This window comes from Peribacillus sp. NPDC097225, from assembly GCF_044761955.1.
In the GTDB taxonomy this organism is placed as follows: Bacteria; Bacillota; Bacilli; order Bacillales; family DSM-1321; genus Peribacillus.
Map to the genome: position 1 here is coordinate 34,888 of NZ_JBIWDJ010000011.1, position 20,295 is coordinate 55,182.

Consider the following 20,295-nt stretch of genomic DNA (forward strand, 5'->3'; position numbering starts at 1 on the left):
ATGAAACAGGGAAAAAGGGGTGTGAAAATGAAACGGGTTTGGTGCCTGTATCGAGTATCCACCATGAAGCAGATGGCTACGGATGATGATATTCCCATTCAAAAAAACGCATGCCAAGAATTCGTGAAAAATAGGCCGGATTGGCGCATCACTCAGGAATTAATAGAAAAAGGGGTTTCGGGCTGGTCGAAGAAAGCGGACGAAAGGGATGCCCTGAATACGATTAAACAAGGGGCCCTGGACAAGGAATTGGATGTTCTTTTGGTGTTCATGTTTGACCGATTAGGGAGGCGGGAGGATGAAACGCCTTTAATCGTCAATTTCCTGAATCAGAATGCCGTAGAGGTCTGGTCCACGCAAGAAGGAAAGCGGAACACGGAAACACATATCGACAAGCTGTTGAACTATATCAGTTTCTGGCAATCCGACGGGGAAAGCCAGAAAACTTCTATGAGGGTACGGGAAGCTAAAAAGCAGCTAAGTGAGCAAGGCTATTTTCAAGGTGGGGCCGCCCCGATTGGTTATAGAATCCTTGAAACAGACCGGGTGCATTGGAAGAACAAAGACAGACACCTGAAAGAGTTGGCGGTGGATGAGGAAGAGTCCGCCATGATAAAGCTGGTTTTCCGTTTATACGTGGACCGACACATGGGGTATCGAAAAATTGTTGATTACTTGAACAACAAAGGCTATCGAAATAGGGACGGGAACATATATGGGGTAAGTACCATTCAGCGCATCTTGGCCAACCCGATTTATATCGGGAACAAACGCTATAAAGGCTTTAATGGGGAAGACGGAAATACACAGCCATATAATGAGAAGTTACGAATTATTCCGGATGAAGTATTCAAGGAAGCGGAGCGGATCAGGAGTGCAAGGAGCAGTAAATTAAACCGGCAAGACAAGGAAGGCATCCCGTTGGCAGGGAAGCTGATGTTTTCGGGGTTGGCCTATTGCCAGTATTGTGGGGCAAAGTTGAGTGGCAACTACTTGTACCGCAAAAGTAAGGGGAAGGAGGATCACTCCGCCAAAGTTATGTATCGCTATAGGTGCCCGCTTAATAAAGGCAGGATGAATGGCGAACATGTAAGCAGTACGTGGGAAGGCAGAAAATACGATGCCATCGTGATGAAAAGGGTGAAGGCCGTTCTGTCTCAACTGGATATAGGCTCCTACTTCGCTCTCTCCTCTCACAAGGCATCACATCTAGCCCAGCTTGAGCGGAACCTAAAGCAGCTGGAGAAGGAACATCAGGTTCTGACGAAGCAATTGGCTAAGCTACATGGTGAAATCATCAAATCATTGGGGGGAGATAGTGCATTTACCCCGGACCAACTGTCGGGTGCCATGGGAAGTGTAGAGAAAAAGATAGCTGAAAGTACGGCACGTATGACAGGATTGAAAGCAAATATCGAAAAGGAAGCCTCATCAAGGCATGTCGATCTAGCTGACCAGTGGGAGGTCGAATTCGAGCAGGCGGACAATGATTTGAAAAAGGCTATGCTTTCCAGGGTTGTGGATAAAGTGGTTTTTGGAAAAAATGAAGTCCAGATTACGTTCAATTTAGCTCTTCGGGAATGTTTACATGAAAATACGGAGGAACTTCCTGATAGCGAGGCGCCTTGAAGTATGCATTTTGTTACTGGATGCGAATGCGGTCGCGATGTTCGCAAAATCAATATTCTGAATGAGCGTCAGATCTTTTTGCGGGTCGATATTGTGTTTTTTCAAGACAAATTCCCCCGCCATTTGCGGCATTCCGCCTTTACGCTGTCCGAGGAAGGTGGAGTCTTTCAACATATCCCATTCAAAATTTTCAATCTTTTCACGTGAAACAAGGAAGGTCCCATCCGTTTGCGTTAGCTGGGCAAAGTTAATGACCGGGTCACTGGACCCTTGCGCCTGGACATAGATGGATGTTTCCGATCCGACGAGTGCAATGTCCGCACCATCAGACAGTAGAGTGGTCATCGTCTTATCGCCGCCAGCAGTCGTTTTTAAATCGATTTTTAGGCCTTCTTCTTCAAAAAAACCTTTTTCAATCGCGACATATTGCGGCGTATAGAAAAGCGAGCGTGTCACTTCGGCCACACGGACCTTCGTCGTTTCTTCTTTCTTTGAACCACATGCCCCAAGGGGAATGACTAGCATGCATACAAGTAAAAATAGGACACCCGCTTTACACCATTTCTTCAATTTACCTTCCTCCTTGATATATAGGAATTTTGCCTATCTTATCGTATGAACGAGTGGGAAAATGGTGAATGCCTAACAGGGGATAAAATCGATTGAATGTTTTACAATAAGGGAAACAGAAAGGGGGAGCGGAACATGGAGAACGGAAGGATGATTTCAAAGCAACGGTTCCCTTCACCACATCCTGGCATTCACCTTTTTTTAGTCACATACATGTCTCAAGGTTTGAAGGTAAAGGGATTACTGGCTGAGCCGGTGGATGGGGACATTCACGATGCTTTCCTTTATTTACGGGGTGGCATTAAAAACGTCGGCAAGGTAAGGCCTGGACGAATCATCCAGTATGCGGCAGAAGGGTTCATCGTCTTTGCCCCGTTTTATAGGGGCAACCAAGGCGGCGAGGGGGACGAGGATTTTGCCGGAGAAGATCGGTTCGATGCGATAGCAGGCTTTAACCTGTTGGAGCAGCATCCACGGGTGAATAAGGAGCATATTCATATCCTCGGCTTTTCCCGGGGTGGCATCATGGCACTATGGACGGCGATCCATTGTCAGACGGCTGCGTCCCTTGTCACATGGGGTGGAGTGTCGGATATGTTCATGACGTATGTCGAACGAGTCGATATGCGGCGGATGATGAAGAGGGTCATCGGTGGTAGTCCTAAGAAATGCCCGGAGCAATATGAATACAGGACGCCGTTGTTTGCCATCGAGGAATTGAATGTTCCGGTTCTGATCATTCATGGGGAAAGGGATGATAATGTATCGGTGGAACACGCCTATCGACTGGAAAAAAGGTTGAAGGCCCACGATAAGCCTGTCGAAAGTTGGTATTTCCCACAATTCACGCATTTTTTCCCGCCTGCGGTCAATCGAAAAGTGGTCGAAGATTTAACAACTTGGATGAAAAGTAAAACCGAATAATGGTAGAATGAAGTATATTGACCAGAGGAGGAGATATACATGGGCATGCCTATGGAACTCAACACCATGATCGTGACAAAGGGAAACGAAATTCGTGAAGAAGAAAATGTGTTCAGCCTGACGAAAGCCGGGTACCGAATATATCCAATCGACATCCCGATTGATGTCCGTAAAACGATTCAATCCGATTCAAGTGGAACGGCCGTCATCCGCAAAGTCGAATGGATGAATGAAAAAACCAACATTACATATCAATTGATCTCACTGAATTCAACGAATTGAATACATGAAGCGCATGCGAATCTAGCATGCGCTTTTTTATGTGGTAGAGAACGGACGGAATTCGACCGAACTATCCAGCATTCCGCCATTGGTGGCACATAATTCGACGTTCGTGCGATTAATTCGACATTCACGCGGATAATTCAACATTCACAGCGTGCAGACCGGTCGTGGGCCGTTGATTCGCCCACGTTATAAGATCAAACCGAAATTTTATGAAGAATTGTTTGATATTTATAAAAAATCCGGGACACCGGAGTATAATGGATGAGATATTGCTGTTGAAAGAAGGAATGTAGATGGAGGATATTAATCTTTATACGTTGCTGTTTTTGGTGATAGCGGGTTTCATCGCTGCGTTCATTGATTCTGTTGTGGGCGGGGGCGGTCTTATTTCCATACCTGCTTTATTGTTTACGGGAATTTCACCATCTGCGGCTTTAGCGACGAATAAGTTTTCGAGCTCGATGGGTTCCTTGACGAGTACGATTTCATTTATTCGGGCAGGGAAAGTGAACTTCAAATTTGTCATCAAGTTTTTGCCGCTGACCATAATCGGGTCGATATTGGGGGCCTATGTCGTTCACTTTGTTTCGCCTGACATATTGAAGCCGTTGATTCTGTTGATATTAGTGATTGTCGCGATTTACACGATCGTCAAAAAGGATTGGGGTAAAGAAACCTTGTATAAGGGATTGACCCGGAATAAGCTCATCCTGATGTTAGTGGTCATTTTTGCAATTGGTTTTTACGATGGTTTTCTTGGACCAGGGACGGGTTCTTTTTTATTGTTTGCCTTTTTGATCATAGGATTTGATTTTGTTCAAGCGGCTGGCAATGCCAAGATTTTGAACTTTGGCAGTAATATTGCAGCACTCGTTGTTTTCCTATCGATGGGCACGGTCAATTTTGCTTACGGAATTCCGATGGGAATCGCCATGGTGGCCGGGGCTTTAGTCGGGACGAACTTCGCGATTAAAAAGGGATCTTCCTATGTTAGGCTATTATTCATTTGCGTCACCGTCTTATTGATCGGCAAGAATATCTTAAACTATTTCCATGTGATTTAAATGCAAGTATACATACCAGTGGCCGTGGAATGATCTGCGGCTGCTTTTCCCTGTTTACAGAATGGAATTTCTGTGTGATAATTGCCTGACGAACGTTCGTTAGGATAATGAGCGTACCAGTGCGGGTAAAATATTGGTTGATGAAGGGTGAAGGTAATGAAAAGTGAAGAAATTAAAAAAGCGGCACTCAAACATTTTGCGGTTAACGGATATGAGGGCACGTCGCTTTCTCAAATAGCTGATGATGTGGGAATTAAAAAACAGTCGATTTATTCTCATTTTAAAGGAAAGGATGATTTATTTTTAGCCGTCCTTACAGATGCCAAGGAGATGGAGCTATCCTTTTATGAGGCGTATTTTAAGCAAAAACAAGATCCGGAAAGGATGCTATATGGATTCTTGGATGAGATGAGAAGGATGTTTCAGGAAAATGAGAATTTAAAGTTCTGGCTCAGGATGGAGTTCTTTCCGCCTACCCATTTGTATAAAGAGGTGCAGCAGGAAGCGGCGGATCTCGAGAATCAACAGGAAGCACTGTTAGAAAAGTTATTCGATTCATGGATAGCAGAAGGGGCGATTCGTTCGGGAAATGCCCGGACGCTAACATTGGCCTACACAGGTGTGATCGTGGCCATCTTGGTCGAACTTGTATACTCCGATGACCCTAAGCGGTTGGAAGATAAATTTGACGCATTATGGACCGTATTTTGGAGCGGAATTTCCAAGTAAGGTTAAGCAATAGGAGATGGGAACATGGCAATGAGAGAACAACAACAGAAAAGTCTTCTGGAAATAGAATCGACGGTAAAGATCTTCTTACGCTATTTGATTCCTTCCATGATCGGAATGATCTTGATGGCATTGAACTTTGTCGTCGATGGCGTCATGGTCGGTAACAAACTTGGGTCCGTTGCCCTTGCAGGGGTAAATATTGCTGGGCCCATTTATACCATTTTTGTCGCCATGTCGATCTGGATTGGTGTCGGCGGTGCAACGCTATACTCCCAAAGCATGGGAGCGAAGGATTATGTGCGTTCCCGCTTCATTTTTACGCATTCCATCGTTCTAATTACAGGCTTCACCATCGTCATTGGTTTGATTGCCTATATGTTTCACAATCAGCTCGTTTTCGCATTAGGGGCAAATGAAGCGACCGCTCCCTTTGCGACGGATTATATGAACGTTTTCTTGATGCTCGGTTTTGTTTTCACCTTAGAAAATGCCTTGAGTATTTTTATCCGGAATAATGGAAATCCGACACTGGCCATGACGGCATTGATCGTGACGGCTGTTTCGAATTTCGTATTGAACTATATCATTTTGTATGTGTTTGATTTAGGGGTGCGTGAAATCGCGTTTGGGACAATCACCGCGTCGGCGCTTGGAATCGTCGTGCTTTCCGCCCATTTCTTCACGAAGAAAAACACCCTTCGTCTGGTCAAGTTCCGGTTTGATAAGCGGCTTTTCCTTTTGACCATGTCAATCGGCTTTCCCAGCTTTTTATCTGAACTCGGTGTATCCGTCTTTACGATTGCGCATAATAATGTGTTTTCCCGGTTGGCGGGAACGGACGGATTGTCCGCCTTTTCCATTGTCAATTATGCCCACAGTGTGATGCTATTGATGTTTCTTGGCATCGGGTCGGCCATCCAACCGCTCGTTAGCTATTACCATGGAGCAAAAGATGAGAAGCGAAAACGCGAGACGGTTCGCATCGCCATTTTTACGGCCATCGGTGCGGGGGTATTCATTACCTTACTCGGACAAGTGACGGCACCGTATATAGTTGCTTTATTCGGAGACTTTTCACAAGACGTGAAGGAACTTGCGACAATTGGCATTCGGATTTTCTTTGGCGGGTATATTCTGATGGGGGTCAACTTCGTCATGATGACCTATTTTCAATCGGTCGGGCAAGTCAAGATGGCAGCCTGGATCACGATTGGCCGGGAATTTCTCTTCATGCTCATATTCCTGGTAACCCTTCCTTTCCTATTCGGAACCAATGCGGCATGGCTGTCGATTCCTTTATCAGAAGTAGTCATTTTCTGTACCATCCTGCTTTATTTGAAAAGAGAAGGTACGTTTTTTGGTAAAAGAGGTCATGGAATTTAGAGATCACCTATTCGGTGGTCTTTTTTTGTTTTTTTAAAATTTCTGAAAAAATATTGACAGAATGATTAACTCTGTTATATATTATTAATACAATAAATATTTTGTTATATAACAGAGGAGGAAAAGTAAAATGAATATGTATACTAAAGCGTATGAAACCTATTTAATGACTTGCGAAAGATATGGAATCGAGTCGATTAACTTTCACCATTTCATCAAACATTTAACCAAGGATCAGTTAGACGAATACAGCAAATTAGCCATTTAAATTGAAAAGGACGTGTTCTTGTAGATGGATCTAGCCGATGTGGAAGCCTTATAGAAACCCCACCCGTTACGAATAGTAGAGGTGGGGTTTTGTTATGTCTAAAAAGGAAAAAGTGATATGGATTCGACGAGGAAACCTAATGACTCTTTAGCGAGCATTAGGTTTTTTTTTCCTTGAAGTGACAAAATATTATGTAGAATATGGTAAAATGGATATAGGACTTTATACTCTTATATGATGGTCAAAGAAGATAGAAAACCGACTTGGGGGATGCTATATGAAATTAACTGTATCAAAAAAATTATGGGGTAGTTTTTTATCTTTACTTGTATTTTTATTGGCCATTGGAACTGTATATTTGTTGATTATCGATGATCTTAATAAACAATATACGTTTTTATTGGATAATCGCGTGAAAAAGACTCAACTTGTGGATGACCTGATCATCAATCAGCAAGATTACTCCAACGATATTCGGGGATATATGATCTATGGAGATGCCAAGTATTTAGAAGGCCGGTCCGAGAAGAATGATAAGTTTGAAGGTGCCTATAAAGAGTTAGAAAAGACGATAGAAAAGAAAGAAGATCGGACTTTACTGGAAGAGGCATATAAAGCAAAATGGAAGTATACAGAACTTTCAGAAGAAATAATCAATAATGTCCAGAAAGAGAAAACACAGGAAGCTTTGGTCATTGCGAAAGAGACCAGTGTACTAGAAGAAATAATCATCGAAAAAGCCATACAGTTAAGTGACAACCAGAAGGTTTATATGCAAGAGAAAAGGAAAGAGATTGATGCTTTGGTGAAGGATATGCTGAGCTTCATCACGTTGGTCATCATCGGAGGCTTCATACTTAGTATCGTAATGCCGACTGTCCTGAGTCGCAGCATTACCCGCCCGGTCCGCAAGCTCACTGCGGCTATTGGTGAGGTTGCTGGAGGGAATCTCCAGGTGGAAAGCATACAGGTCAGGAACAAGGATGAGATTGGGGAAATGGCCGGTGCATTCAACAAAATGGTTAATGAACTGAAGTCGATAGTCTCGAGTATGAGGGATTCTTCGAGCCAGTTAGCCGTTCAAGCGGAGCAAATGTCGGCCAGTTCCGAGGAAAGCCTTGCCTCTTCGGAGATGGTTGCTAAAACGGCAGAGGATAATATGCAAGGAACGAATCAGCAGGTGGTCATTATTGAAAATTCGGTGGATTCCATGAATGAAATGGCTGCAGCCGTCGGGAGAGTTACGGAAAGCAATGTCGACATGCTTCAATCTGCTGAAACGGTGAATTCGCTAGTTCGTGAGGGATCATCCAGCATGAATGCGGTGACAAAGGAAATGAATCATATCAATTCCACCATTCAGGACTCGGCGAAAATCATGGAAATGATGACGAGCCATTCAAGTGATATTCAAAGAGTGACAGCCTTGATTACGGACATTTCCGACCAAACCAATTTACTGGCATTGAATGCCGCGATCGAGGCTGCCCGTGCCGGGGATCATGGAAAGGGTTTTGCGGTCGTGGCAGATGAAGTCCGGAAACTGGCTGAGCAATCGAAATTGTCCGCTTCAGAGATTGCAAACATGGTCAGCATGATTCAAGATGCGACCAAAAAAGGGGTGGAATCCATCAAGATGGGAACCAAGAAAGCCGAAGATGGACTCATTGCATCGGAGAATTCCTTGCAGGTGTTCGACCAGATCAAAGTGGCAGTCGGTGAAGTGGGAAAACGGATAGAGTCGGCATCCAATGCTATCGAAGACATTCAAGCCATGACCGAAGAGGTGGCAGCAGGGGCCACTTCCGTAAAGGAAATTGCGGTGAGCGCTGCTGAACGGGCACATGATACAAGTGCAGCCACAGAAGAGCAGCTAGCGGCGAATGAACAGATTACGACAGGCGCCCAATCACTAGCAATCCTGGCCGAAAACCTACAGAAGGAAGTAAGCCATTTCAAGATTTAGGAACACGATGAAGAGCCCGAACGATGAACACCACTCCCACGGTGTTTTAGTCGTTCGGGTTTTTTCTGTTGCAATGCGGCTTGTCACATGAAATAGGAGGAAGGGGATGGGGATAGCCAAGGGGTGTGCGCGTAGAAAGCTAATGTGGGGAAGAGGAGGATATCCAGGGACTATGCATTCTTGCTTTGATGATAAAGAAAAGGACCAAGCGATTTTCGCTTGGTCCTTTTTCCTATCTTTATTATGCAATCGGCCCGCCAAGTTCTTCGATTTCGTTTGGTACGCTACCGAATTTCTTGAAGTTTGCACGGAATTGAGCGGCAAGGTCTTTTGCTGATTTTGTGTATGCAGCAGGGTCTGCCCATGTTTTGATTGGTTGAAGCACTTCATCAGGAACACCAGGAACATGAACCGGAATGTTCAAGCCGAAGATATCATCTTGAACGGTTTCAATGTTGGCTAATTCACCTTCAAGTGCTGCTTGGATCATGGCACGAGTATAAGCAAGCTTCATACGGCTTCCAGTTCCATAAGCTCCGCCAGTCCATCCTGTGTTAACCAGGTATACTTTTGCGTCATGCTCGTCGATTTTTTCTCCAAGCATTTCAGCATAGCGTGTAGCAGGAAGTGGTAGGAAAGGTGAACCGAAGCATGTAGAGAATGTTGCTTCAGGAGACGTCACGCCTCTTTCTGTACCTGCCAATTTGCTTGTGTATCCGCTCAAGAAGTGGAACATGGCTTGTTCTTTAGAAAGTTTGCTGATTGGAGGCAGTACGCCAGAAGCATCAGCCGTTAAGAAAATGATTGTATTCGGGTGTCCCGCAATACTTGGATTCACGATGTTATCGATCGCTTGCATTTGGTATGCAGCACGGGTGTTTTCCGTTAATGAGCTGTCATCGTAATCCGCCACGCGTGTTTCGGGATCTACCACGACATTTTCCAATACGGCGCCGAAACGGATGGCGTCGAAGATCTGTGGTTCTTTTTCACGTGAAAGGTTGATGGTTTTTGCATAGCATCCGCCTTCGATGTTGAATACACCGTTAGAAGACCAGCCGTGTTCGTCATCACCGATCAGTTTACGGTTCGTGTCGGCAGATAAAGTCGTTTTACCAGTACCGGACAATCCGAAGAATAAAGCGACATCGCCTTCACGACCTACGTTTGCCGAACAATGCATTGGAAGGATTTCTTCTTCCGGAAGTAGGTAGTTCATGATTGAGAAAATCGATTTCTTCATTTCACCTGCGTATTCAGTTCCACCGATTAGGATAGTACGGCGTTCGAATGATACCATGATGAACGTTTCGGATTGCGTTCCATCAACTGCTGGATCCGCTTTGAAATTAGGTGCGGAAAGGATGGTGAATTCTGCTTCGTGCCCTCTTAGTTCTTCCTCATTCGGACGGATGAACAATGTATGAGCGAAAAGGTTGTGCCAAGCATATTCATTAACCACTCGGATAGGAAGGCGTGATGATTCGTCTGCTCCAGCAAAACCTTTGAAGACAAAGACTTCTTCTTTTGTCTTTAAGTAGTCCACAACTTTACTATATAGTTTATTGAATACTTCCTCGGAAATGGGTTGGTTCACTGGGCCCCAGTCAATTTTGTCCTTTACAGAAGCTTCTTCCACAATATATTTATCTTTAGGTGAACGGCCCGTGTATTTGCCCGTTTCAGCTTTTACTGCGCCGGTTGAAGTTAAAACGCCTTCATTTCTGCTTAATACTTTTTCAACTAATTGAGGAACTGAGAGTTGAGTTTGCACATTATTTCCTGCTAATAATTGGTGTAACTCATTAACGTCAACAGAATTCATATATGAGATACCTTCCTTTGTTTAAGTTTTTATAATACAATTAGTATAACACATTGGATTAAATAGTCTATACTATTTAACTTTTTTTGTGAATGAAAATGGAATAGTCACATTAATCAATTATCTCACTTCGAGTGTAACCTTATGTATAGTGCGGGCATATACTTGCAGTGAGTCATCCTGGATGGATGTTTTTGAATCTGGTTGAATCGGGAGACGATCTGGATGAAGTGAATCTAGGGTGTGAAAAACGATTGCTGCCACAAGTCTTTGTGAAGTCCCGTTTTAGGATTAGTGTACCTTTTCATTTATAATAGGAAGAAAAGAAGTGAACAACCATTTATGTATCTGAAAAAGGGATGAATATAGGGGTTCGGATGGTATGTTCATTTTGTCCGATTTATCCATTGTAAGTCAATGGTCTTATCTTCTTAGTTTACACTCTTTAAGAATACTATTTATAGTCCGGCTGTGCCAGATAAAAAGTTTTTTTTATTTTTCATTGGGGAAAAATGTTCTATTTAGAAAAACATTGACAAATTCAGACTAAATACGATAGTATCTTAAATTGTACGGATTCTCTTATCCCGAGTTGGTGGAGGGACAGGCCCTTTGAAACCCAGCAACCTGCCATATTGAACTTGACTCCAAGGTCAATCGCCGAAAATAAAGCGATGAACCTTCAAGGAATAGTGGTGATGGTGCTAACCTGAGCAAGGTAAAAAACCCTTGAACGATAAGAGTGAAAGGATAGATGATAGAATTTTTAAACCTTTCCTCATTTGCCAGGGAAGGTTTTTGTGTTTTTATTCATTAATTCTGTGTCTATGATTGAAACTAATAAGGGAAACGAGTTCCGTAAAAGATCAGGCTCATGCCTACAACATACTAACTTCCAAGGAGGAAATAAGATGTCAAAGAAACGTCTATTTACTTCTGAATCTGTGACAGAAGGCCATCCGGATAAAATTTGTGATCAGATTTCAGATTCCATTTTAGATGCAATCCTAGCTAAGGATGCAAATGCACGCGTTGCGTGTGAAACAAGTGTAACGACAGGTCTTGTACTTGTTGCTGGAGAAATTACAACATCGGCTTACGTGGATATTTCACGCATTGTCCGCGATACGATTGCAGGTATCGGGTACACTCGTGCGAAATATGGTTTCGATGCCGAGACTTGTGCCGTGCTAAGCTCGATCGATGAGCAGTCTGCTGATATTGCAGCGGGTGTTGATAAAGCATTGGAAGCACGTGAAGGTACGATGTCCGATGAGGAAATCGATGCTATCGGTGCAGGGGACCAAGGTCTTATGTTCGGATTCGCGTGCAATGAAACGGAAGAGCTTATGCCACTTCCCATTTCATTGGCTCATAAGCTATCATTCCGTCTTTCTCAAGTTCGTAAAGATGGCACGCTAAGTTATTTACGTCCTGATGGAAAAACGCAGGTAACGGTTGAATATGATGAAAATAACCTACCTGTACGTGTAGACACAATCGTCATCTCCACACAACATGATCCTGAAGTGACACTTGAACAAATTCAAGCCGACTTAAAAGAACATGTGATTAATGCGGTCGTACCGGCTGACTTAATCAATGAAGATACGAAATACTTCATCAACCCGACTGGCCGTTTTGTAATCGGCGGACCTCAAGGGGATGCTGGTCTTACTGGCCGTAAAATCATCGTTGATACGTACGGCGGATACGCTCGTCACGGCGGCGGTGCTTTCTCTGGTAAAGATGCAACAAAAGTGGACCGTTCTGCTGCATATGCCGCTCGTTACGTTGCGAAGAACATCGTGGCTGCCGGCCTGGCTGACAAAGCGGAAGTGCAATTGGCCTACGCAATCGGCGTGGCTAAGCCTGTATCCATCTCAATCGATACATTTGGAACGGGAACAGTAAGTGAAGAGGTGCTAGTGGAATTGGTAGAGGCGAATTTCGACCTACGTCCAGCTGGTATCATCAAGATGCTTGACCTACGTCGCCCAATCTACAAGCAAACAGCTGCATATGGTCACTTCGGCCGTACAGATGTTGATTTGCCTTGGGAGCGTACGGATAAAGCAGAAGCTTTAAAAACACAAGCTAAAGCGTAAATCATATGAGAAAAGGTGCCTTGCTTTAATGCAAGGCACCTTTTTTGATGGGCAAAAATAGGATTAAATATGGCTTCCTAGGGAATAATTCAAGGAATCCTATTTTTAGCTAAGCGTTTTTTTGTAATCATACGATTGGTGTTACTTTATTCGGTCAGCCTGTTTATAGAGTTGTCCTTTTTCAGCATATTCCCGGACAATGCGATCCATATCCTGGCGATCTTCCTCATTAATTTCACGAACGACTTTGGCCGGCCTTCCAAAGGCTAAGGTGTTCGGCGGGATAACCTTTCCTTGGGGGACAAGGCTCCCTGCACCGATGAAGGCACCTTCACCGATTTCCGCTCCATCAAGGATGATCGAACCCATGCCGATGAGGGCTCTCTTTCGAATTTTGCAGCTATGTAGAATGACTTGGTGGCCAATGGTCACTTCATCTTCGATTATCAGTGGGTTATTGGGACTTTGATGAAGTACGCTGTTATCTTGCACGCTTACTCTTTTCCCGATGATGGTGGGTGCCACATCGCCGCGAATGACGGTATTGAACCAGATCGTTGATTCATCACCGATTTTGACATCGCCTGTCACGACGGCATTTTCAGCAAGATAGGCGCTTTCGGAAATTTCTGGTTCCATGCCTTTGAATGGATAAATAATCAATTTTCATCATTTCCTTTCCGAAGTGGATAATTTTGCTGTATTATTTTAATATACCGTATCAAAATAGCCTTGGCTACTATTTGATTGAGCACAATTAATTAGGTTTCGTTTTTGTCGAAAACCGAAAATGTGGTTATAATTTACCATATAGATTATTTTTCATTCTGCATGGAACGTTTACAACTAGAGAAAAGTGAAAGGGGGATTTCGAATGTGGAAATGGGAGACGGACGGAGATGCAAAAGGCGTCATCGTCATTATTCATGGGGCAATGGAGCATCATGGCCGTTACAAGTGGTTAACACAAATGTGGCTTTCAGCCGGATACCATGTCGTCATGGGCGACCTACCCGGGCAGGGAATGACGACACGCGCCTTCCGGGGGCATATCGATTCCTTTGACGAATATTTAGAAGAAGTAAAAAGCTGGATTGAAGATGCATACGATTATTCCCTTCCTGTCTTTTTATTAGGACATAGCATGGGTGGGTTGATTGCGATCCGCCTGCTTCAGGAGGAAGAATGGGACATCGCGGGGGTCATTTTATCATCGCCATGCCTCGGTCTGATGACGCATCCTCCCAAATACTTAACCGCCATTTCACACGGCATGAATATCGTGATGCCAAAATTCCGGGTGGATTCTGGGTTAACTCCCCAAATGGCGACGAGGAATTCGGAAATCCGTGAATCGGATACGAACGATACATTGTACATTACCAAGGTTTCCGTTCGCTGGTATCGGGAGCTTGTACAGGCAATGAAGGATGCTTTTGAAGAGATTCCGGAGTTTCAGGACGTGCCTTTACTGATGATGCAGGGCGGAGATGACAAGGTCGTCAACAAAAAGGCGGTCCGGGAGTGGTTCAACTATAACTTGGCCAGCGAAAAGCAATACAAGGAATGGCCGAAACTATATCATGAAATTTTCAATGAACCGGAGCGGGATGACGTATTTCAATATGCACTGAGTTTCGTTGAAAACCGGTTGAAGATATTGGGCTATGTCGTTTAAATAAGAAAAAAGCTGCTGAGAAACTTCAGCAGCTTTTTGTTTTGGAGGAACTTGTCAAAGACATGTTCGAACGGCTTCAATTCTTCCATCGTGTTCTATCTTCGGTCAATGCAGTCAGGCTAGTGACGAATTGGCCAAATGATTCACTTGTATCTCGTTTGATTTTCTCAGTCAATAAATCTGCCCTGCCAGTAACGAAGTCGATAATTGTTCCATGTTTCTACACCCACTTATCCATTTTTTCCTCATTATAATGGGTAAAAGTTTAAAAGTTCGAAAAAATCGGTCGAAATTACAAAAACACCACCGTTTATTGAACGGTGGTGGGAGTTCTACCTTTTTTCTATCGCAATGAGGAACGGAGGAGAATGAACTTGGTTGATGAAGTCGTATTTCAGGACATGGGCTTTTTGTTGAGACAGGTTCTGTACATAGTGCATCAACGCATCCCGTTCCGTTTCTCCTCCTGGATGGCCGTGATAGATGACGAGGACGATGATGCCCTCTGGCGCCATCATGTCGAACAGTTTTTCAAGAGAAGCGATTGTCGTATCGGCTTGCGTGATGATCGATTTATCGCCTCCAGGTAGATAGCCAAGGTTGTAGATGGCCCCGGTGATCTTTCCCGCATGTTCCCCGGTGATATACGTATCAAGCTGTTCATGTCCATCGTGGACGAGGGTGCAACGCTTTTGTAAATGTTCCGTTTCCAATTTATTCGCGGTAGTGTGAATGGCTTGCTCTTGAATGTCAAAACTATAGACATGACCGGTTTCGCCGACCAATTGGGCGAGAAAGACGGTATCATGGCCGTTGCCCATCGTTCCATCAACGGTGATGTCCCCTTGTTGAACGGCTCTCTCAAGAAGTAGCTTCGCAAAATCCAAAACGCGATTCAGCTTCATGGTGATGGGACCTCCTCTGATTGATAATGTTTTCCCTGCCAGCTATTGCGGCGTTTCAGTTCGGCATCGATGGCGTTCAGGACATCCCATTTATTGACGCTCCACATCGGCCCGATCATCAAGTCTATGGGGCCATCGCCGGTAATGCGGTGGACGATCATTTCTGGGGGAATGACTTCCAACTGATCGCATACGAGATTTACATAATCGTCCCGTTCAAGAAATTCAAGCATCCCTTTTTCATATTGCTTGACCATCGGCGTTCCTTTCAAAAGGTGAAGCAGGTGGATCTTGATTCCCTGGACATCCAGTTTAGCGACTTCACGTGCGGTCTCCATCATCATTGCATAATCTTCGTTAGGCAAGCCATTGATGATGTGGGTACAGACTCGGATCCCGTGTTTACGCAGTTTATCGACGCCTTCCTTGTAGCAAGCATAGTCGTGGGCCCGGTTGATCAAGTTCCCCGTTTCATCATGGACCGTCTGCAGGCCAAGCTCGACCCAAAGATAGGTACGTTGATTCAGTTCGGCTAGATAGTCGACTACATCATCAGGCAGGCAGTCCGGGCGTGTCGCGATGGAAAGCCCGACCACTCCATCCTGAGTGAGGACGCTTTCGTACTTTTCACGAAGCTCTGCCACGGGGGCGTGCGTGTTCGTGAACGCTTGGAAATAGGCCATATACTTGCCGTCTTTCCATTTGTGGTGCATTTTTTCACTGACTTTCTTAAATTGGACATCAAGCGGTTCGACGCGATCGCCTGCAAAATCCCCCGATCCTGCGGCACTGCAGAAGGTGCAGCCGCCATGTGCGACTGTGCCATCACGGTTCGGACAGTCGAAACCGCCGTCAAGCGCAACTTTGAAAACTTTATGGCCAAAGTGATGGCGTAAATGGTAATTCCAAGTATGATATCGTTTGTTATCCGTTGCATATATAAACGGGTTTGCTTGATCCATATCAGCAACCTCCTACGTGTAATAAAGCGCAACCTATATTATACAACATTCCGGAGAATAGGTCTTTTTCTTAAAAAAGAAGCGTATAATGTATCTTGAAGGTTAATTTTAGATAGTTAAACAGGTGTGTTCGTTTATCTAAATTGAGTCGGGAGCTGATGAATATGACCGTTCAAGTAGAAGAAGTCATAAATCAAATGAAAAAGAAATTAGCAGAAAATAACCAGGTGCTAGAAGTCAATGATGATGGGACTGTGTTCAATGCAACGTGTACCTTCAATTCTCCTGCCTCGGACGAACAAATCCTCGCTTTTGAGGAAAAGACCGGTTTGCTGCTGCCAGATGAATATAAAGCATTTTTGAAGATAACGAATGGGTGTCGCCTGTTCGATCATGTTGAATCCGGGGGCGAAAATGATCTATACAGCCTTGAGGATATCATAAATTACACGTATGAAGAAGATTATGAAGGCTGTTATAAGGTGGCCTGCATTTATCAAGATAATATTGTGATCCATGGAAATGACGTGGCCAAAGGCAAGCAGGATTATATCATGGTAAAAGGTCATATCGATGATTTCGATGAAAGCAAGCCGCTTCATATGGGTTTCGCGGAGTGGCTGGAGCAATTCATTTCCCATCAAGGGGTAAAGTTCTGGGATAAGTGAAAAAAAATGATAATCCTCCCGTTCTTAGTTCAAACTAATTGTGATGATGTAATGTCATCCAAATGAACGTGAAGGAGAGGGTTTGAAATGGCAACAAGACAATCCGTTGGTCAGTTATTGGAGCAATGCGAAGGGGCTCTCCGATTTGCAGATTATGAATATAACGAAGCATCAAGGCTGGGCCATTACAGTGATGAGGAATTCCAGAAGTCACAGCTTTATATCGAAGAGGCTTTGACGAACTTGGACAAAATGTATGGAAGTGCGGATGCCCAGCAACGGGATATGCTTCAAAGGATGCAACAGCAATTGAATGATATAAAGAATGATATGATTTTATTGCGTCATTAAAGGTGTATGTGGGGGCTATGGAAGCATAGCTCCCTTTTCCAATGTGCACGATTTTGAATGGTGATGCATATATAATGAAAAACCTGGAGATAATGTTGGTGACCGGCTATTGCAATTATCGGTAAAATTGACTAGAATGAAATAAAATCAAATATTCTTATAAAGACTATGAAGAGAAGTAGTAGCAATTAGAACCAGTTTAGAGAGTTGACGGATGGTGCAAGTCAACCTGGATTGATTGTGAACTCGTCTTGGAGTCACAGGTGTGAAGCGATAGTAATGCCTGGCGTCCAATCCACGTTACGGAACTTTTAAGCTGGGCGATTGTTTGTTGTCGCCAATGTGGGTGGTACCGCGGGAAGATATACATAATCCTCTCGTCCCAATTTGGGATGAGGGGTTTTTTATTGTTTTTTTATACGGAAAATAGGAGGAAGTCTAATGAGTTTTGAACATAGAAGCATAGAAACGAAATGGCAGCAATATTGGGAAGCGAACAAAACGTTTAAAACGGGAGAAGATAGCGGCAAACGTAAATTCTACGCGCTGGATATGTTCCCTTATCCATCTGGAGCGGGTCTTCACGTTGGACATCCGGAAGGATACACGGCGAGTGATATTCTGGCACGGATGAAACGGGCGCAAGGATACAATGTGCTCCATCCAATTGGCTGGGATGCATTCGGTCTTCCGGCAGAGCAGTACGCAATCGATACGGGGAATGACCCGGCTGAATTCACGGAACACAATATCAACACGTTCCGTCGCCAAATCAAGGCGCTTGGTTTCTCTTATGACTGGGATCGTGAAATCAATACGACGGATCCGGAATATTATAAATGGACACAATGGATTTTCTTGAAATTATACGAAAAAGGCCTTGCCTATATCGATGAAGTCGCTGTGAACTGGTGCCCGGCACTTGGTACGGTTTTAGCGAATGAAGAAGTCATCGATGGGAAAAGTGAACGTGGCGGACATCCGGTCGAACGCCGTCCAATGAAGCAGTGGATGTTGCGCATCACGGCTTATGCCGACCGTCTGATCGACGATTTGGATGATGTGGATTGGCCAGAAAACATCAAGGATATGCAACGTAACTGGATCGGCCGTTCTGAAGGGGCTGAAGTCACGTTCACGATCGATGGATTCGATGAATCATTCACGGTGTTCACGACACGTCCGGATACATTATTCGGTGCAAGCTATGCGGTTCTTGCTCCAGAGCATCCTTTCGTGGATAAGATCACGACATCCGAACAACGTGCTGCCGTTGACGCCTATTTAGACGAAGTGAAACATAAAAGTGACCTGGAAAGAACGGACCTTGCAAAAGATAAATCAGGCGTGTTCACGGGTGCTTATGCAATCAATCCGGTCAATGGCGAAAAGATGCCGATTTGGATTGCCGATTACGTATTGATCAGCTATGGAACGGGTGCAATCATGGCGGTTCCTGCTCATGATGAACGTGATTATGAATTCGCAGTTAAATTCGACTTGCCAATCAAAGAAGTCGTAGCTGGTGGAGATGTGACGAAAGAAGCCTATACGGGCGACGGACTTCATGTGAACTCCGGATTCCTGGATGGAATGAATAAAGAAGAAGGCATCACGGCCATGATTAAATGGTTGGAAGAAAAAGCAATCGGTACGAAAAAAATCACGTACCGCCTTCGCGACTGGTTGTTCAGCCGCCAACGTTACTGGGGTGAGCCAATTCCAATCATCCATTGGGAAGATGGCACCATGTCAGCACTTAAGGAAGAAGAGCTTCCATTACTTCTACCTAAGGCAACGGACATCAAGCCTTCAGGAACGGGGGAATCACCACTTGCGAACATCACGGATTGGGTGAATGTAGTTGACGAAAACGGACGTAAAGGCCGTCGTGAGACGAATACCATGCCACAATGGGCAGGTAGTAGCTGGTACTTCCTTCGTTATATCGATCCGGACAATACGGAAGCTCTTGCCGATTCGGAAAAATTGAAAGAGTGGATGCCGGTCGACATTTATATCGGTGGTGCCGAGCATGCCGTGCTTCACTTATTGTACGCGCGCTTCTGGCATAAATTCTTGTATGACATCGGTGTCGTACCAACGAAAGAACCGTTCCAAAACTTATTCAACCAAGGGATGATCCTTGGCGAGAATAATGAAAAAATGAGTAAATCAAAAGGGAATGTCGTGAACCCTGATGACATCGTGGAAAGCCATGGTGCGGATACGCTTCGCATGTACGAAATGTTCATGGGGCCATTGGATGCATCCATTGCCTGGTCGACAAACGGATTGGACGGTTCACGCCGATTCCTGGATCGCGTCTGGCGCTTACTTGTCAATGAGGACGGTACGATGACCGATAAATTGGTCGAAACGGATGACAGTGGCAAGCTTGAAAAAGTGTATCACCAAACTGTCAAAAAAGTGACCGAGAACTATGAAGAATTGAAATTCAATACGGCAATTTCACAGCTGATGGTATTCATCAACGATGCCTACAAAGCGGAAGCACTTCCGAAAGAATATATCGAAGGCTTCGTGAAGTTGTTAGCACCGGCTGCACCACATATCTCAGAAGAACTTTGGTCTAAGCTGGGTCATTCTGAAAGTATCGCTTACGGAACATGGCCTGCGTTCGACGAAGCGAAGCTCGTCGATAACGAAGTGGAGATCGTCATTCAAATCAACGGAAAAGTCAAAGCCAAACTTATGGTGCCGACTGATACGACGAAAGAAAAACTCGAAGAAATCGCGATGGGCGAAGACGCCATCAAAGAACAGATTGATGGTAAAACCATCCGCAAAGTCATTGCCGTACCTGGCAAATTAGTTAACATCGTCGCAAACTAACAATCAAAAGAGCTGCCCCGCATTAAAGTGTACCCTGTGTAAAGGACATTTTAAAAAAGCCTAAGCAATTTTTAAAAGATGATCTCTGTATTGAACAGGGGTCATCTTTTTTAGGTTC

At 44.4% G+C, this 20,295-nt stretch carries 18 protein-coding genes, 1 pseudogene, 1 riboswitch and 1 other annotated feature; of the genes and pseudogenes, 14 read left to right on the top strand and 5 right to left on the bottom strand.

Features of this window, described 5'->3' with window-relative positions; all coding sequences use genetic code 11:
* Positions 1-27 precede the first annotated feature (27 nt).
* Positions 28-1,629: a recombinase family protein gene (locus ACIQXH_RS19190; RefSeq protein WP_402875139.1), complete on the top strand. Its 1,602-nt coding sequence runs from the start codon at positions 28-30 to the stop codon at positions 1,627-1,629.
* Between the two features lie 18 nt (positions 1,630-1,647).
* Here ACIQXH_RS19190 and ACIQXH_RS19195 read toward each other — a convergent pair.
* Positions 1,648-2,154: pseudogene (locus ACIQXH_RS19195) on the bottom strand (ABC transporter substrate-binding protein); the annotation flags it as partial.
* Between the two features lie 180 nt (positions 2,155-2,334).
* On the opposite strand from ACIQXH_RS19195, the gene ACIQXH_RS19200 reads away from it, so the two are divergent.
* The 7 genes from ACIQXH_RS19200 (at position 2,335) to ACIQXH_RS19230 (ending at position 8,824) form a co-directional block, all read left to right on the top strand.
* The gene (locus ACIQXH_RS19200) at positions 2,335-3,123 is read left to right on the top strand and encodes an alpha/beta hydrolase family protein (RefSeq protein ID WP_402957029.1); all 789 of its coding nucleotides are present in this window, start codon (positions 2,335-2,337) and stop codon (positions 3,121-3,123) included.
* Between the two features lie 39 nt (positions 3,124-3,162).
* Complete coding sequence (locus ACIQXH_RS19205) at positions 3,163-3,405, top strand: DUF2584 domain-containing protein (protein WP_402875134.1); 243 nt, start codon at positions 3,163-3,165, stop codon at positions 3,403-3,405.
* A gap of 299 nt (positions 3,406-3,704) precedes the next feature.
* On the top strand, positions 3,705-4,475 hold the full coding sequence (locus tag ACIQXH_RS19210) for a TSUP family transporter (RefSeq protein ID WP_402875132.1): 771 nt from the start codon (positions 3,705-3,707) through the stop codon (positions 4,473-4,475).
* Positions 4,476-4,631: 156 nt separating this feature from the next.
* On the top strand, positions 4,632-5,204 hold the full coding sequence (locus ACIQXH_RS19215; RefSeq protein WP_402957031.1) for a TetR/AcrR family transcriptional regulator: 573 nt from the start codon (positions 4,632-4,634) through the stop codon (positions 5,202-5,204).
* A gap of 24 nt (positions 5,205-5,228) precedes the next feature.
* The gene (locus tag ACIQXH_RS19220) at positions 5,229-6,590 is read left to right on the top strand and encodes an MATE family efflux transporter (protein ID WP_403125333.1); all 1,362 of its coding nucleotides are present in this window, start codon (positions 5,229-5,231) and stop codon (positions 6,588-6,590) included.
* 130 nt (positions 6,591-6,720) lie between these two features.
* Positions 6,721-6,858, top strand: a complete 138-nt coding sequence (locus ACIQXH_RS19225; protein WP_403125336.1) for a hypothetical protein — start codon at positions 6,721-6,723, stop codon at positions 6,856-6,858.
* A gap of 277 nt (positions 6,859-7,135) precedes the next feature.
* Complete coding sequence (locus ACIQXH_RS19230; protein ID WP_403125339.1) at positions 7,136-8,824, top strand: methyl-accepting chemotaxis protein; 1,689 nt, start codon at positions 7,136-7,138, stop codon at positions 8,822-8,824.
* 241 nt (positions 8,825-9,065) lie between these two features.
* Here ACIQXH_RS19230 and pckA read toward each other — a convergent pair whose 3' ends face one another.
* Entirely contained in the window at positions 9,066-10,649 is a 1,584-nt protein-coding gene (gene pckA, locus ACIQXH_RS19235; RefSeq protein ID WP_402875118.1) for a phosphoenolpyruvate carboxykinase (ATP), read from the bottom strand.
* Positions 10,650-11,228: 579 nt separating this feature from the next.
* A riboswitch (SAM riboswitch) is annotated at positions 11,229-11,392 on the top strand.
* A 168-nt stretch (positions 11,393-11,560) separates the two neighbouring features.
* Here pckA and metK point away from each other — a divergent pair.
* The gene (metK, locus tag ACIQXH_RS19240) at positions 11,561-12,757 is read left to right on the top strand and encodes a methionine adenosyltransferase (RefSeq protein WP_402875116.1); all 1,197 of its coding nucleotides are present in this window, start codon (positions 11,561-11,563) and stop codon (positions 12,755-12,757) included.
* Positions 12,758-12,898: 141 nt separating this feature from the next.
* Here the strand turns inward: metK and ACIQXH_RS19245 are convergent, their stop codons facing one another.
* Positions 12,899-13,417, bottom strand: coding sequence for a gamma carbonic anhydrase (locus ACIQXH_RS19245; protein ID WP_402875249.1), 519 nt, complete (start codon positions 13,415-13,417; stop codon positions 12,899-12,901).
* A gap of 214 nt (positions 13,418-13,631) precedes the next feature.
* Here ACIQXH_RS19245 and ACIQXH_RS19250 point away from each other — a divergent pair, with 214 nt between their 5' ends.
* The gene (locus ACIQXH_RS19250; RefSeq protein ID WP_402875113.1) at positions 13,632-14,435 is read left to right on the top strand and encodes an alpha/beta hydrolase; all 804 of its coding nucleotides are present in this window, start codon (positions 13,632-13,634) and stop codon (positions 14,433-14,435) included.
* A 41-nt stretch (positions 14,436-14,476) separates the two neighbouring features.
* Positions 14,477-14,689, top strand: coding sequence for a hypothetical protein (locus tag ACIQXH_RS19255; RefSeq protein WP_402957041.1), 213 nt, complete (start codon positions 14,477-14,479; stop codon positions 14,687-14,689).
* A 78-nt stretch (positions 14,690-14,767) separates the two neighbouring features.
* Here ACIQXH_RS19255 and mnmM read toward each other — a convergent pair whose 3' ends face one another.
* Positions 14,768-15,340 (bottom strand): tRNA 5-(aminomethyl)-2-thiouridylate-methyltransferase MnmM, encoded by a 573-nt coding sequence (gene mnmM / locus ACIQXH_RS19260; RefSeq protein ID WP_402957043.1) that lies wholly within the window; start codon positions 15,338-15,340, stop codon positions 14,768-14,770.
* Entirely contained in the window at positions 15,337-16,302 is a 966-nt protein-coding gene (gene mnmL, locus ACIQXH_RS19265) for a tRNA modification radical SAM protein MnmL/YtqA (protein WP_402957045.1), read from the bottom strand. Before mnmL ends, mnmM begins: the two co-directional genes overlap by 4 nt.
* A gap of 164 nt (positions 16,303-16,466) precedes the next feature.
* Here mnmL and ACIQXH_RS19270 point away from each other — a divergent pair, with 164 nt between their 5' ends.
* The 3 genes from ACIQXH_RS19270 (at position 16,467) to leuS (ending at position 20,177) form a co-directional block, all read left to right on the top strand.
* Complete coding sequence (locus ACIQXH_RS19270; RefSeq protein WP_402875102.1) at positions 16,467-16,970, top strand: SMI1/KNR4 family protein; 504 nt, start codon at positions 16,467-16,469, stop codon at positions 16,968-16,970.
* Positions 16,971-17,057: 87 nt separating this feature from the next.
* The gene (locus ACIQXH_RS19275; protein ID WP_402875099.1) at positions 17,058-17,321 is read left to right on the top strand and encodes a DUF2524 family protein; all 264 of its coding nucleotides are present in this window, start codon (positions 17,058-17,060) and stop codon (positions 17,319-17,321) included.
* 159 nt (positions 17,322-17,480) lie between these two features.
* Positions 17,481-17,709, top strand: a binding site (T-box leader).
* 53 nt (positions 17,710-17,762) lie between these two features.
* The gene (leuS, locus tag ACIQXH_RS19280) at positions 17,763-20,177 is read left to right on the top strand and encodes a leucine--tRNA ligase (protein WP_403125343.1); all 2,415 of its coding nucleotides are present in this window, start codon (positions 17,763-17,765) and stop codon (positions 20,175-20,177) included.
* Positions 20,178-20,295: the final 118 nt, after the last annotated feature.

What these genes read in the sequence shown, in the direction of transcription:
- ACIQXH_RS19215 (WP_402957031.1), top strand. Translation starts at nt 4,632, where the DNA reads ATGAAAAGTGAAGAAATTAAAAAAGCGGCACTCAAACATTTTGCGGTT.
- ACIQXH_RS19230 (WP_403125339.1), top strand. Translation starts at nt 7,136, where the DNA reads ATGAAATTAACTGTATCAAAAAAATTATGGGGTAGTTTTTTATCTTTA.
- ACIQXH_RS19225 (WP_403125336.1), top strand. Translation starts at nt 6,721, where the DNA reads ATGAATATGTATACTAAAGCGTATGAAACCTATTTAATGACTTGCGAA.
- ACIQXH_RS19190 (WP_402875139.1), top strand. Translation starts at nt 28, where the DNA reads ATGAAACGGGTTTGGTGCCTGTATCGAGTATCCACCATGAAGCAGATG.
- ACIQXH_RS19275 (WP_402875099.1), top strand. Translation starts at nt 17,058, where the DNA reads ATGGCAACAAGACAATCCGTTGGTCAGTTATTGGAGCAATGCGAAGGG.
- ACIQXH_RS19270 (WP_402875102.1), top strand. Translation starts at nt 16,467, where the DNA reads ATGACCGTTCAAGTAGAAGAAGTCATAAATCAAATGAAAAAGAAATTA.
- ACIQXH_RS19220 (WP_403125333.1), top strand. Translation starts at nt 5,229, where the DNA reads ATGGCAATGAGAGAACAACAACAGAAAAGTCTTCTGGAAATAGAATCG.
- ACIQXH_RS19200 (WP_402957029.1), top strand. Translation starts at nt 2,335, where the DNA reads ATGGAGAACGGAAGGATGATTTCAAAGCAACGGTTCCCTTCACCACAT.
- ACIQXH_RS19250 (WP_402875113.1), top strand. Translation starts at nt 13,632, where the DNA reads ATGTGGAAATGGGAGACGGACGGAGATGCAAAAGGCGTCATCGTCATT.
- mnmM (WP_402957043.1), bottom strand. Translation starts at nt 15,340, where the DNA reads ATGAAGCTGAATCGCGTTTTGGATTTTGCGAAGCTACTTCTTGAGAGA.
- ACIQXH_RS19205 (WP_402875134.1), top strand. Translation starts at nt 3,163, where the DNA reads ATGGGCATGCCTATGGAACTCAACACCATGATCGTGACAAAGGGAAAC.
- metK (WP_402875116.1), top strand. Translation starts at nt 11,561, where the DNA reads ATGTCAAAGAAACGTCTATTTACTTCTGAATCTGTGACAGAAGGCCAT.
- pckA (WP_402875118.1), bottom strand. Translation starts at nt 10,649, where the DNA reads ATGAATTCTGTTGACGTTAATGAGTTACACCAATTATTAGCAGGAAAT.
- mnmL (WP_402957045.1), bottom strand. Translation starts at nt 16,302, where the DNA reads ATGGATCAAGCAAACCCGTTTATATATGCAACGGATAACAAACGATAT.
- ACIQXH_RS19210 (WP_402875132.1), top strand. Translation starts at nt 3,705, where the DNA reads ATGGAGGATATTAATCTTTATACGTTGCTGTTTTTGGTGATAGCGGGT.
- leuS (WP_403125343.1), top strand. Translation starts at nt 17,763, where the DNA reads ATGAGTTTTGAACATAGAAGCATAGAAACGAAATGGCAGCAATATTGG.